General features: G+C 56.0%; 8 protein-coding genes. 5 read left to right on the top strand and 3 right to left on the bottom strand.

Translation table 11 applies throughout. The features are described from left to right. Positions 1–38: 38 nt before the first annotated feature. The 4 genes from AC0V6O_RS08440 (at position 39) to lepA (ending at position 9422) form a co-directional block, all read left to right on the top strand. Positions 39–2255, top strand: a complete 2217-nt coding sequence (locus AC0V6O_RS08440) for an EAL domain-containing protein (RefSeq protein WP_486143181.1) — start codon at positions 39–41, stop codon at positions 2253–2255. A 195-nt stretch (positions 2256–2450) separates the two neighbouring features. Next, positions 2451–5198 (top strand): EAL domain-containing protein, encoded by a 2748-nt coding sequence (locus tag AC0V6O_RS08435; RefSeq protein ID WP_486143179.1) that lies wholly within the window; start codon positions 2451–2453, stop codon positions 5196–5198. Between the two features lie 121 nt (positions 5199–5319). Continuing rightward, complete coding sequence (locus AC0V6O_RS08430) at positions 5320–7518, top strand: EAL domain-containing protein (protein WP_486143177.1); 2199 nt, start codon at positions 5320–5322, stop codon at positions 7516–7518. Positions 7519–7604: 86 nt separating this feature from the next. Continuing rightward, positions 7605–9422: a translation elongation factor 4 gene (gene lepA, locus AC0V6O_RS08425; RefSeq protein WP_486143175.1), complete on the top strand. Its 1818-nt coding sequence runs from the start codon at positions 7605–7607 to the stop codon at positions 9420–9422. Positions 9423–10019: 597 nt separating this feature from the next. On the opposite strand, the gene AC0V6O_RS08420 is transcribed toward lepA, so the two are convergent. From AC0V6O_RS08420 to AC0V6O_RS08410, 3 genes are read right to left on the bottom strand one after another with little or no spacing between them, the layout of a single operon-like run. Further along, positions 10020–10925, bottom strand: coding sequence for a transglutaminase family protein (locus AC0V6O_RS08420; RefSeq protein WP_486143173.1), 906 nt, complete (start codon positions 10923–10925; stop codon positions 10020–10022). A gap of 45 nt (positions 10926–10970) precedes the next feature. Beyond that, a complete protein-coding gene (locus AC0V6O_RS08415; RefSeq protein ID WP_486143171.1) occupies positions 10971–11474 on the bottom strand; it encodes a hypothetical protein in 504 nt (167 codons plus the stop codon). Between the two features lie 8 nt (positions 11475–11482). Beyond that, entirely contained in the window at positions 11483–12202 is a 720-nt protein-coding gene (locus tag AC0V6O_RS08410) for an RHS repeat-associated core domain-containing protein (protein ID WP_486143169.1), read from the bottom strand. Between the two features lie 879 nt (positions 12203–13081). On the opposite strand from AC0V6O_RS08410, the gene AC0V6O_RS08405 reads away from it, so the two are divergent. Then, positions 13082–13846: an outer membrane protein assembly factor BamD gene (locus tag AC0V6O_RS08405; protein ID WP_486145562.1), complete on the top strand. Its 765-nt coding sequence runs from the start codon at positions 13082–13084 to the stop codon at positions 13844–13846. Positions 13847–13876: the final 30 nt, after the last annotated feature.

The raw sequence follows: 13876 nt of genomic DNA, 5'->3' as shown, positions 1-13876 counted from the left end.
GCAGATCGCCTGCACATTCGGAAGGGACAGTCACTTCAGTGGCCGGATTGTTTTCAAAACTAACCAAATCCGCAGCGGAGCCGGAACAGGAAGTGCCTGAACCAGCGCCGCTCAAGCCTATCAGTGCGAGCGATTTGCAACGCCGGGTGGAGCTGCTCGACAGCTTGGAAAGCGCTGGCCTTGGATGGTTTTGGGCGAGTGATTCCAAAGGTCGGCTGATCTATCTTTCTGAGGCTGCGACCCAAAAATTGGGGCTTGAAGAGGGGCAAAGCGCGGTCGGAATGCCCCTTTCCGAACTGTTTTTGCCGGACAATGATCAAGCCGCCGAAAGTTCTGAACGGCCACTGAAATTTGTACTCGCGGCAAGAAACTCGATTACTCCGATGACGGTTCGACTTGCTGGGACGCAGGGCGAGGTCTGGTGGGAAATTGCTGCCAAACCGCAGTTTGACGAGAATGATCATTTCACTGGTTACCGCGGAAGCGCGAAGGACATCAGCGCCACGCATGAAAGCCGCCGTGATGCGGAAAAGCTCTCCAAATTCGATTCGCTAACCGGTCTTTCCAATCGTTACCGCATGACGAAGCAGCTGACTTCGACGCTGACCGCCTTCCGGTCCGCGAAACGCAGTGTTGCACTGATGATGTTGGACCTCGACCGTTTCAAGCAAGTCAATGACACCATGGGACATCCCGCGGGTGATGAACTGCTCAAACAGGTTGCAGCGCGGCTGAAGCGGCTGATCGGTGATCGCGGGGAAATAGGGCGCCTTGGTGGTGACGAATTCCAAGTCATCTTGCCTGACATCGATGATCGCGGGGTGCTCGGTGATTTAGGGCAGCGCGTCATTCAGATGCTCTCACAGCCTTACTCGATCAATGGTATGCGCGCGGTCATTGGATCTTCCATGGGCATCGCAATTGCGCCCTATGACGGGATCGATGCCGACGAATTGGTAAAGGCCGCTGACCTAGCGCTGTATTCGGCGAAAGGTGAGGGGCGCGGGCAATACCGGTTCTACTCCAGCGATCTCAAAGAAGGGGTGAAACACCGCCACCGGATTGAAGAAGATCTGCGCGATGCGATCGCCAAAAACGAACTGCAAATGCACTATCAACCGATCGTAACGGCTGAGAAGCATACGGTCGAATGCATGGAAGCGTTAATGCGCTGGGAACATAGTGATCGGGGTATGATTTCACCCGGGGACTTCATCCCAGTGGCGGAGGATGTCGGGATCATCCGCGAATTGGGTGAATGGGCGCTGCTTGAGGTGTGCAATCAGGTAAAGCTCTGGCCAAAGTCAGTCCGTGCGGCCGTGAATGTTTCGGCAGTTCAGTTCGCATCCGATGATTTTGTCAAAGTTGTTCGCGGCGCGCTGCAAACATCAGGCGTCAATCCCGCTCAGATTGAGTTGGAAATAACAGAAAGCGTATTCGTCGGGGATCTGGACCGGACATTCCGATTGTTCCGAGAGCTGAAAGAACTCGGTGTCAAACTGGCGCTTGATGACTTTGGGACGGGGTATTCCTCGCTCAGCTATCTGCGTGATGCGCCTTTCGACAAAATCAAAATAGATCAAAGTTTTGTTCGTGGTTGTTCAGCTGATGACAACAACAATGCCGCGATCATTGCTGCCATTGTCAGCCTTGCAGAAGCGCTGGACATGGAGACGGTTGCTGAGGGCGTTGAAAACAAAGACGAGCTTGCGATGGTGCAAAAGCGCGGTGCCAGTCACTTGCAGGGCATTTTGTTCTCCCGCGCTGTGCCAGCGCAAGAGGTTTTGGACCGTTTTGAACGCGGCGCGTTTGAATATGAGCCGTTAGGGCCTGAAAAATACCGACCGGATCGCCGTACGGAATTTCGCAGGATCGGATTGATCCACGATGATCACCGCTACAAAGTGATGTTGCGGAACCTTTCCAAAACGGGCGCAAAGATCGAAGGCCTGTTGGACGTTCCATTGGGGACTCAGGTCGTTCTAGACTTTGGCGGCGGACAGTTAGCAGTAGCAACTGTGAAGCGATCCGAGGGCTTCAGCCAAGGTGTCGAGTTTGAGACCCCGCTGATTAATGATGGGGCCGACGGTCTGTGTACACGCCACCGCGTGTCGCCTTACCAAATTGAGGCAGTTGGGCGGCCGCTGACCTCCTTGGGTAATGATGCCTATGCGGCGCTTGCCGGCAATGTCAAAGGGGCGAGTAAGGCGTTCATCGAGGTCGACATCAGCGGCACTGCAGGGGTCGCAGCCTAGCAGGCTATTGAAAACGCGGTATTGTCCTTAGACCTTCCCAATTATGGTTTACCGAAATTAACCATGAAACCGAGTGCTCACCCGTAACCACTCTTTTTCGAAACGCGCAGGCTTGGTTAAAACGCGCTAAAATCAGGCCGAATATCGCTGCCCAAATTAACGGTTTCCTAAGCGCCTTCGCGCCAATCCCGGTTTATGAATTCGCCGGTGAAACCATTGCATCTGGACCACGATGAGAAGGGCGCCAATCGCCCTCGCGCTGCGCGTATTCCTTCGGCGCAGACAACTGCGATCTCTAAGCAAGGTGGAGAGGGCAACGGCACTCCATCGCTCAAAAATGGGGCCGAGGCTCCCAATCGCACCAGCGATGATCGCCGCGGGCCGGAGCGTGTGCGTACATCGATTGCACCGGAAACCGTACGCGAAGAGGCTGCTTCCAACGCTGAGCATAGCTATTACCTGCCACCGCGACCGCGCGTGATCGCGGGCTTTCTGCTCATTGCATATGTGATTGCAGGGGCGATTGCGGGCGCGGTCCCGCTTGGGGCCTTGGCGATCATTGGCGTAGTTTTGTCTGTTGGCATTTTCGCGCTTGGAGGGACTCTTTCCGCCTTCGAACGGCGCGACGAGACGCCTTATTTCATGCGGCTCGTGGTGTTGTTCACTGGCGTTGCCATCCCGATGCTCAGCGCGGGTATGGTGCTCGGTCTGTGGGTGCTCGAAGGACTTGCATGGCAGTGGGCGGTTGGCACGATCGTTTGTATCAACGCTGCCTGTGCTGCTCTGTTCGGGATGCGCATCGTTTCGTTGTTTACCGCAAAGTTCGGCGTTTGGGCCGGTTTTGCCTTGGTCGATCCAAGTCCGTTGACATTCTCGGCATTGGCTGGCGCTGCGATCGTATTGATGCTGGTCGCGCGGTTTGAGTGGCTCAGCGCCCATCGCCGCCAAGTGGCCCGTGAGGCGCGAGAGCGGCTCGCCTCGCGGGCAGAGGACATTCTTCGCAGCTTTGAAGAAACCGGCCAAGGGTGGTTTTGGGAGACTGATCGGCGCGGTCTGATCAGCTATATCTCCCCCTCGGCTGCGGAAATTCTGGAAAAGCCCGTTGAAGACATCCTAGGGCGACCACTAAACGCTATTGTCGATATGACTTCGGGACCGTCAGGGGCAGAACGCACCTTGACGTTCCACCTTTCGGCGCGTTCTCCGTTCAATGAGGTGGAGCTGCGGGCAGCAGGGACCACGCCAGAACGCTGGTGGGCCCTAACCGGGCGGCCGGTCTACGACAGTTTCAAGAATTTCTGCGGCTTTCGCGGTCACGGCTCCGATCTAACCGAGCAGCGCCGCAGCGAACAGCAAGTCTCACGCTTGGCCCACTATGACAGCCTCACCGGGCTGGCCAATCGGATGCAAATGTCGCAGTCGCTGGAGCGTATCTTGGGCTCGCCACGAGAGCGTGATCGGGCATGTGCACTGATGATGCTGGACCTCGATCGCTTCAAGCAAGTCAATGACACCCTGGGCCATCCGGCGGGCGATGCTTTGTTGAAGCAGGTGGCTCAGCGGTTAGAACGCACGGTAGGCAGCAAAGGACGCTGTGGCCGTTTGGGCGGCGATGAGTTCAAAGTCATCATTCCCGGATATAATTCGCGTGAAATGCTGGGCGACCTTGCCAATGAAATCATCGCAGTCCTCTCTCAGCCTTATTCCATCGAAGGGCAGAGCGTTGTCATAGGTGCTTCTATTGGTGTTGCGATTTCGCCCGAACACGGATTCTCGAATGAGGAGCTGGTCCGCAATGTCGACTTGGCCCTGTATGCCGCCAAAGATGCAGGACGAGGTACGTTTCGTTTTTATGCAGCGGACCTGCATTCTGCCGCTGAAGCGCGCGCGCAGTTGGAAAAAGATCTGCGCGAAGCCATCGCGCAGGGGCAGTTGCAACTGTTCTATCAGCCGGTCGTCTTTGCGGGGAACGAGAAAATCACCGGTTTTGAGGCATTGCTGCGTTGGCATCATCCGACCAAAGGTTGGCAGTCTCCGGCGAAATTCATTCCGATTGCAGAGGACGCTGGCCTGATCGATCAAATCGGCGCTTGGGCGTTGCGCACGGCCTGCGCTGATCTGGCGCGCTGGCCCGACAGCATTCGCTGCGCCGTCAATGTCTCTCCGCTTCAGTTCTCAAACCCTGAATTGCCGACCATTGTCGCGAACGCTTTGGCGCACAGTGGGATTGAGGCCTCGCGGCTTGAGCTGGAAATCACGGAAAGTGTTTTCCTCAATGATAGCGCCGGTACCGAGGCCATGTTCGCCAGCCTGAAACGGGTTGGCGTGCGTCTTGCGCTTGATGATTTTGGCACGGGTTACTCATCGCTGGGGTACCTGAAAAAGGCACCGTTCGATAAGATCAAAATCGATCAGAGCTTCGTTCGCGGCGCCACAGAAACAGGCAGCCGCAATGGAGCGATTATTGCCTCCATCACCAGTCTCGCCGAAGCCTTGCGGATGGATACGACGGCAGAGGGTGTCGAAACACTGGATGAGCTGGAGCTAGTCAGGCAGCTCGGCTGCAGTCATGTTCAGGGCAATATCTATCATAAAGCCTTGAACGCCAATGATGCGGGTGAGCTGGTGGCGGGCGATCTCGCCATCAAGGCAGATGGGCCGCGCGCGGTCCGCGCTCCCCGCAAGGTCTTGTTGCGGCGCATTATGGTCAGTTATGACGGCTATCGAGCACCTGCAACCCTGCGTTCAATTTCAGAAGGCGGGGCAATGATCGATGGGGTTTGGAATGTTCCAGAGGGCACCTTGATCAAGATTGACTTCTCAAAGGACCGATCAGTGAAAGCGCAGGTGCGCTGGTCCCGAGAAAGCAAGATTGGTGTTGAATTCGCAGCGCAATTACAGCGCGGCGCAGATGGTGGCTTTGACGTGCTGCGTGACGTTTGACCAATAGCAATCAGTAAAGAGATCAAGCGCCCGGCCGTTAGGGCAATAGTAACCATCGCGGTTTACATCTTAGTCAGCAGATAGTGTTTGCCGTCTGAGCAAATTGAAAAGGAACACAAAAGTGGCCCTGAAGGGTTTCTTATCATCAATGGGTGGAAATGGCTCGTCACGCAGCAAGCGCGGCGTTGCTGCTTCGGCGCTTTCCGATGATGAAAAACTGGCAATGCTTAATGACTTGGAACATTCCGGCTTAGGATGGTTCTGGGCGAGCGATGCCGATGGCAACCTTACCTATCTAAGCGGCGCACTTGCGGAGTGCATTGATGTTCCTTTGGAGGATCTGATTGGACAGCCGCTGGCTAGTGTTTTCAATCCTCGTGCGGGGGATGGGCGGACCAAATCGCTTCCCTTGGTGCTCGGCGCACGCAAATCGTTCTCTGGCTTTGTTGTCGAGGCGTCAAAAGGCAAAGCCAATGCCGTTCTACGCTTGGCGGGAAGGCCTGTTGAAGATGGCCGAGGACGCTTTACTGGGTTTCGCGGCACTGGTGCCGACATTACTCAAGAATTCCATCGCGAAGAAGAGACCTCTCGCCTCGCGAAATTCGATTCTCTAACGGGCCTCGCAAACCGCCACCGGATGGCACAAATCATCGATTCCACGCTTACAGCATTTCAGACTGCTAAGCGCAGTTGCGCTGTTCTCATGCTTGATCTCGACCGGTTTAAGCAGGTCAATGACACGCTGGGTCATGCAGCGGGTGATGAATTGCTGCGGCAGGTCTCCTCGCGGCTCCAACGCTCGATCGATCATGAGTGCGAGATCGGCCGATTGGGCGGCGATGAATTTCAAGTACTTCTGCCGGACATGGACGACCGCGGCGTTTTGGGCGAAGTCGCGATGAAGATCATCTCGATGCTCAAACAGCCTTACTCCCTAGAAGAGGGGCGCTGCGTCATCGGGGCGTCAGTTGGCATTGCCATCGCGCCTCACGATGGTGTTTCCCGCGAAGAGGTAGTTCGCGCAGCGGACCTCGCTCTTTACGCGGCGAAGAATGGGGGGCGCGGGCAGTACCGTTTCTTCTCCGGTGAACTCGAAAACGAGGCGATTTTCCGTCGCCGGCTCGAAGAAGGTCTGGGTGAGGCAGTGCGCGAGGATCAGCTGTTCCTCAAATACGAGCCGATTGTTGCAACGCAGGGCATGAATGTGGAGGCGCTTGAGGCGCACATCTGCTGGAACCATGCGCAGCGCGGTGAAATCGATCAGGAAGAATTCGCCGGGATCCTTGAGGGCTCTAGCCAAAATATCGAAGTCGGCCGCTGGGCTATTGAGCAGGCCGCCCGCGATGCCGCCAATTGGCCAGAGACTGTGCGGGTTTCCGTCAATGTACCGGTGCAATTGTTCAATTCTGATGGCTTTGTCGACGGAGTGGCTGACGCCTTGAAAGAGGCGGACATTGCCGCTGCACGGCTCGAGCTGGAAATACCCGAGGCTGTTTTCTTCGGTGACACTGATGGTGTAGACCGGACTTTGGCTGCTTTGTTCAAGCTGGGTGTTCAGCTAACCCTTGATGAATTCGGCAGCGGCTATTCCTCGCTTGCTTACCTGCGCCGTGCGCCTTTCGATACGATCAAGATCGACGAACGCCTGATTGCAGAGGCTTCCGACAAAGATGGCCGGGAGCTGGGCCTGGTAAAGGCGATTGTCGCACTAGCTGGCGCTTTGGAAATGAACACCGTTGCCAATGGCATTGAGTCCATGGAACTGCACCGCGTGCTGGGTGAATGTGGCATATCCTATCTTCAAGGCCCGATTTACTCCGATCCCATTACAATCGACGCTGTCTTTGACGCGCTGACCGATGAAGCGTGGAACATCGAACCTGATAGCGACCGTACCAAGCGCGCGCGCCGCCGGACCGTATTTCGCAAGATTCAGGTGATCCACGATGATCACTCCTATGAGGTCACCTTGCGCAATCTATCGAAGACTGGCGCTTTGATCCAAGGCCTGGCTGATGTTCCTAAGGGCACTCAGTTCGTCGTCGACCTTGGCGGCGGTCAATTGGCGGTTACGACTGTGATCCGGACGAGCGCTGATACCCAAGGCCTCGAGTTTGAGCAGCACTTGATTGATGATGGCTCTGGCGGGTTGTGCACGCGCAATCGGGTCTCGCCCTATGCTCTGGCATCTGCCGGTGCGCCATTAGCGGCGCTCTCTCAGGGGAGCTACAAGGGCATGGAGGGCGGTATGCTAGGCCAAGGCGGCGGCAGTGTGCCGCAGTTCGGCTATGCCAACACGCCAAAGCCTGAGGCGGCATAGTTACTTCAGGTTTTGCACGCTCTTTTGAGGGTGTTGCGATTTTCGCGAATGACATGGGCAGCACGGCTCGCTAATTGGCACAGCCAATGACCGACCTTTCAAAAATCCGCAATTTCTCGATCATCGCTCATATCGATCACGGGAAGTCGACTCTGGCCGACCGCCTGATCCAGTTTACGGGCGGATTGACCGCGCGCGAGATGTCCGAGCAAGTCCTTGATAACATGGACATCGAGAAGGAGCGCGGGATCACCATTAAGGCCCAGACCGTGCGCCTTAATTACAAGGCGAAGGATGGCGAGACCTATCAGCTCAACCTGATGGACACGCCGGGCCATGTCGATTTCGCCTATGAAGTGAGCCGTAGCCTGGCCGCATGCGAAGGCGCATTGCTGGTCGTCGACGCCGCGCAAGGGGTGGAGGCGCAAACTCTCGCCAATGTTTACCAATCGATTGAGCATGACCACGAGATTGTACCCGTCATCAACAAAGTCGACCTGCCCGCTGCAGAGCCGGAGCGCGTGCGTGAGGAAATCGAGGAGGTCATCGGCCTCGACGCGTCCGAAGCGGTCATGTCCAGCGCGAAGACCGGCATCGGGATCGAAGACGTGCTGGAGGCCGTCGTCGCCAAAATCCCGCCGCCCAAAGGAGAGCGCGACAAGCCGCTGAAGGCGAGCCTCGTCGACAGCTGGTACGACCCCTATCTCGGCGTGGTCATTCTGGTTCGCGTGATCGAGGGCTTCCTCAAAAAGGGCCAGAACATCACCTTTATGCAGGGCGGCACGCAGCACCTTGTCGACCGCGTCGGCTGTTTCACGCCGAAGCGCGAAGATCTGGACGATCTGGGCCCGGGCGAGATCGGTTTCATCACCGCGCAAATCAAAGAGGTGGAGCAGGCCCGCGTGGGTGACACGATCACCACGGTGAAGGGCGGCGCGACCGAAGCTTTGCCCGGCTATAAAGAAGTGCAGCCGGTGGTGTTCTGCGGCCTGTTCCCGGTCGATGCGGCGGATTTTGAGAAGCTGCGCGAGAGCATCGGCAAGCTGCGCCTGAATGACGCCAGCTTCAGTTTTGAAATGGAAAGCTCCGCCGCATTGGGCTTTGGCTTTCGCGCGGGCTTCCTCGGCCTGCTGCACCTTGAGATCATTCAAGAACGCCTCAGCCGCGAGTATGACCTCGATCTGATCACCACCGCGCCGTCGGTCGTTTACCGTCTGCAATTGGGCAAGACGAAGAACGAGGACGCGAAGGAAATCATGCTGCACAATCCCGCCGATTGGCCGGATGTGAACCGCATTGAAATGATAGAAGAGCCGTGGATCAAAGCGGTGATTTACACCCCGGATGATTACCTCGGGGCGATCCTGAAACTGTGCCAGGACCGGCGCGGGGTTCAGACCGATCTGACCTATGTCGGTGGGCGCGCGCAGGTGACCTATGAGTTGCCGCTTAATGAGGTGGTGTTTGATTTTTACGACCGCCTGAAATCAATTTCACGCGGCTATGCGAGCTTTGATTACGAGCAGATTGGCCTGCGCGAAGGCGACCTGGTGAAGATGAACATTCTGGTCAATAATGAGCCGGTTGATGCCCTGTCATTGATCGTCCATTCAGGGGTTGCGGAGGAGCGTGGCCGCGGCATGTGTGAGCGGCTTAAAGACCTGATCCCGCGCCACTTGTTCAAGATCCCCGTGCAAGCCGCGATCGGCGGCAAGATCATTGCCCGCGAGACGATTTCGGCAATGCGCAAAGACGTGACCGCGAAATGCTATGGCGGCGATATTTCCCGCAAGAAGAAGCTGCTGGAGAAGCAGAAAAAGGGCAAAGCCAAGATGCGTGAGTACGGCAATGTGAGTATTCCGCAGGAGGCGTTTATCGCCGCGCTGCGGATGGGGGAAGAGTGAAGCCCCGCGCCTAGTGCAGGCGATAGCGCAGCTATCGGCAAGCTAGAAGCGAGAGGCTGTAACTCCGGCCAGCGGGTCGGCCTTGGCCGAACCCGACTGACGTCACGCGGCGCATGAAGCGATTGCGCGAGCAATCGCGGAACGGCGCGTGGCGGTTAAGTTGTCCATCGCCGGAGCTTTCCTTGAAAGCGACAAGTTAGAAGCCGGTGCGCGTTAGCGCATCGCGTATTCCGGCCGACCTCGACGCGAAGCGTTGAGGATCGACGGGGCAGGCCAGCGGAGCATTTGACCGCAGGGCAAATGCGAAGCCGGGCCGCGACGGAGAAGGCGAAGCCCCGCGCCATCCGTCATCCCGAAACAAGTTCGGGATAACCTTCTAGGCAACGCGCGCCCAGTTGTTATCCTGAAACGAGTTCAGGATGACGTTTATTGCTTATGAGGCTATAACTCCGGACGACGTGTTAGCGACATCCCATGCCTGTTTTGCGCCCGATTCCTATATGTCGACGTTCGGGTGTCTTGATTGACTTTATATGAGAATGCTGAAGCTCGATATAAACTTCTGCATCTGGCGGGTGAAAGCGGTCACAGGTGAACCTATCGGGTCGGCGTAACCCAACCCCACGCCTCTGCTTGCTGGAAAGCTGCGGCGTTCTGGCTGGCGAGCATCTGAAAGCGCGGCCGCAAGCTTGGTGGAATTGTCTGTGGATTCGGAAACCGCTCGATAAACTCGATGCGGAGCAGCTCACCATGCGCAGAGCCGCGTGTCAGCATCGCGTGAACATCGGTCGGGTAGTATTCTAGAAGCACGTCAGCGACCGCTATGGCATCATCGTAGCGGCCTTCGCTCATCAACCATTCGGTGACCGTACTGGCTATCACAGCAATGCTCTCACGCTTGGTCAGCACACCGAGATAGATACCACTATCCACCTGTGCCTGCGTCACGCCCATCTGCTCGAAATATTCGCTCTCGCGGGCGGGATGGCCTCCGCTCGTAGACTCGATGGCAATGCTGCGCCCATTGGTCAGGTTGGTGTAGCGCATGAACACATGAAGCGGCGCGGTCGATAGCGAAACACTCAGCCCCAGCCTCTCGGCCACGATAAGCTGCAAGATCGGCATCGAGACGCAATTGCCTCGGCGCGTATCGAAGTATGTTGCGAGGAGCTTGTTGCGCAGGTATTGCCCATAGGGGTCGTTATGGTCGTAGACGAATGGCCTGTTCGCGTTCCAGGCCCCAGCCTCGTAAATGACCTGCCGTGCAGCTTTGAGCTTGTCCACGTCGCTGCCGCCCGCCGCTATGCGTGTCGCAGCACTGGCGAGCTGGTCAATCTCGGCCGTAACAGTTGCGTCGCCCAACTCTGGCGCAATGATGCGGTCGAAGGTCAGCTTTGCACGCTCGTAGCTCAACTCGCTATCAGGTGCAGATAGGACAGCGTGCACCACATCGGCAGGCGACTGGGCGGATGTTGAAGAAGAGCATATCGCGGCGATCAGCATCACGAAACACCAAGCTAAGTTCGACAACCTCACGCGAGTAAGCCTTCAACTAACAGGTGGAAAGATGCCGACAGGACTATTCAGAAAATAGAGCGAATAATCGCAGGCGTCACAAATATTTTGATAACGCTCAACGCCTTTGCTTCCATATAAAAAAACCGTTCGCTTAGCGTCAAATTCACAGGATATTAAAAGCGTATCGTGGTTGTCCTGATCGGCAAAAGATTGGCACTCAATACCTTTAAAACTATAATTTTCTTCCATTTCACTTGTAGGTACTGCAATATTAACTTGCCCTTTAATGCAAAAGAAATCTATGTTGCTACATAGTTCCTGCGCCCCACCTATATCAGTTACCTCATACGGGCGCTGCGGGTCGTCGGTGTAAATTGCGTATGCATAGTTTCCTGCCTCTAGATCAAAGAGGGCAACTTCCTTTGTTATTTCAGAGACATAAGCAATTCTATGGTCATAGTGCGACCACTTATTGATTTCGGGCGCAGATTTTTCGCAGCCTGATACAGAGGCTACAGTAACTATCGCTGCCATCCAAAACTTCATCTCGATGGGCGGCCCAAGAGCACTTTAGCCGCGTCGTTGTAGGGCGCCCGATGGCGAGAACCAAAAGCTTGACTCCTAAATATCCTGTTACGGAGGTCGTTGCGACCGAAAGGTTCTACGAAAGCGGCTTGGCCGTTACTTAAATGCAGCCCTTCATGGGTAAACGTGGTTTGCTGCCCAAAAGCATCTTTCTGGAAAAGTCGCCTATAGACTGTAATTGTCTGAGAGCCGTCAGCACGCCTACTGCCTGGACCTCCTTCAGCTTGAGCATATGCTCGATTCGCACCTCTGGCAGTCGTGCTTGCTGGCTGCGCAACGACCTCTGCATCAACCAAGCGCTGCCCGACCTCGCCCGCAGTAAAGGTCGAACTCACTTCTTTTCCGTCAAGCTTCAAAGTAATAGAAACTTGTCTGTCAGGGTTACTCATCAGTTCATTCACCGCACTTGTATAAGCGGAATTAACCTCAGCAATTTCATCGTCTGACAAGTTTCCTGTATCGTCGAGTGAGCAAGAGAAACCTTCTCCACTCTCAGCAGAAACACAGCTCAAACCCGTTGGATCGATGCCATTTATCGGATCATTGCCAACGTAGGCATAGAGATTGACTTGATCCTCGTAGCCTATCGGATCAGTCTGCAAAAAGCGTGCATATGCAGATGGGGCACTGACGGTCGCTATTGCGATTGTTACGACGGTGAAAATCGGCTTTTGCAAAACTCGCCTCCACTAGTGTTAGAAGGAATTTTAACACTTCGACGAGTAAAAGCTAGTCGCAGTTCGATCTTTTTCGATACTATTCTAGGGAGTTCGGCAACCACCTAGAGTTAGTGAACGAGGCATAGCAAGTCCGTCATTTCCGTAACTGGGTCGTGAGCGGAATGGCGACTCTTCGCTTCTGATTGGACTAACGCGAACATTCCGCAATCGGCAATTTTCAGTCATAGCCGTAGTTAGTTCTAGTACTACGATTCCCAACCTTCACCCTTAGTGCCCCACCGCGTCTCAGTCTCCGCAACCTTGCGCTCTCGCACCTGAGGCTTCGCGTTCACGATCTGCGGCTTCTTGCGTTCCGCGGGTGTTTGTTTTGCCTCAAGCGCCGGCGCTCACCTCCGTTCGCTTGGCTATCCTCGCATAAGCTCGGGCGCGCAGTCGCCCTTGCGGCTCGCTGATCGCTCGCCGGATCATCGCCATCCAGTATGCGTTGGGCTTGTGGTCCGTGAAACGCGGAGCGATCAGCGCTAAACACAATCGGGCCGCTTTGAAATCGCGCAGCTGCGCTCTCATTTTCCTACTCCCACGCAGGGCGCTATGGCGCGGACATGCGCTCGCATCTTAACCTTGATCGGAAAAAGCGATTAGTCGGGCGCGCTGTGATCGATTGGAATTTTGGCCTAAGACTGTGTTCCATCCGTTCCAAGCGTGGCTCACGTGCGGTGAGCCGAGGCTCGCGCGGATATGCGAGAGATGTGCATGAAGTGTGGTCTGCGGCGTCAACTTCACTTGGCGTTCACGTAAGGCGCGGTTATAGGGTGGGGTATGACCACTGCCCCTGATAGCGCTCGCTCTTTCGCCCGTATCCTCCGCAAGTCTGCCATGTTGGCGGGCCTGGCCGGTGCCACGCTGTTTACCACGGCGTGTGGCGGCGGCTCTGCCAATGAAGATGTGGCCTATGTCGCGCGGGATGTGGAATCGCTCTATGGCGAGGCGAAGCGGCGGATGGATAGCGGCAATACGCTGCTCGCCGCCGCGCTGTTTGACGAGGTTGAGCGGCAGCACCCCTATTCGCCATGGGCGCGGCGGGCGCAATTGATGAGCGCTTTCAGCTATTACGTGGCGCGCGATTACAACAAGGCGATCCAGAGCTCTCAGCGGTTCCTGTCGATCCACCCGGGCAACAAGGATGCGCCCTATGCGTATTATCTGATCGCGCTGAGCTATTACGAGCAGATCAGCGATGTGAACCGCGATCAGAAGATCACCGAGCAGGCGAAGACGGCCCTGCGTGAGGTGAACCGGCGTTTCCCTGCGAGCGAATATGCTGCCGATGCGCGGCTCAAGCTGGACTTGGTGGATGATCACCTGGCCGGTAAGGAAATGGAAATTGGGCGCTATTATCAGCGCTCTGGCCGGTGGCTGGCGGCGAATTTGCGGTTCCGCAATGTGCTGGAGAATTTTGATACGACCAGCCATGCGCCGGAGGCTTTGTACCGCCTGACGGAGAGCAGCCTGGCGTTGGGCGTGCCGAACGAAGCGGTGAAATATGCCGCTGTGCTGGGCGCGAACTATCCCGGTGATGAATGGTATGAAAAGGCCTTTGAGCTGGTTCAGGACCACGCAGCGGGCGTTTCTCCAAGCTGATTGGCTTTGTGGCTGCGGGGTTTGGTGCAA

Source organism: Erythrobacter sp. JB2-19 (assembly GCF_057365005.1).
Note: the sequence above shows the minus strand (reverse complement) of the source record. Positions and strands in the feature narration are given on the sequence as shown.

Excerpts from the sequence above, each read along its gene's own strand:
- AC0V6O_RS08415 (WP_486143171.1), bottom strand. The coding sequence starts at position 11,474 with ATGGCAGCGATAGTTACTGTAGCCTCTGTATCAGGCTGCGAAAAATCT.
- AC0V6O_RS08405 (WP_486145562.1), top strand. The coding sequence starts at position 13,082 with ATGTTGGCGGGCCTGGCCGGTGCCACGCTGTTTACCACGGCGTGTGGC.
- AC0V6O_RS08420 (WP_486143173.1), bottom strand. The coding sequence starts at position 10,925 with ATGCTGATCGCCGCGATATGCTCTTCTTCAACATCCGCCCAGTCGCCT.
- lepA (WP_486143175.1), top strand. The coding sequence starts at position 7,605 with ATGACCGACCTTTCAAAAATCCGCAATTTCTCGATCATCGCTCATATC.
- AC0V6O_RS08435 (WP_486143179.1), top strand. The coding sequence starts at position 2,451 with ATGAATTCGCCGGTGAAACCATTGCATCTGGACCACGATGAGAAGGGC.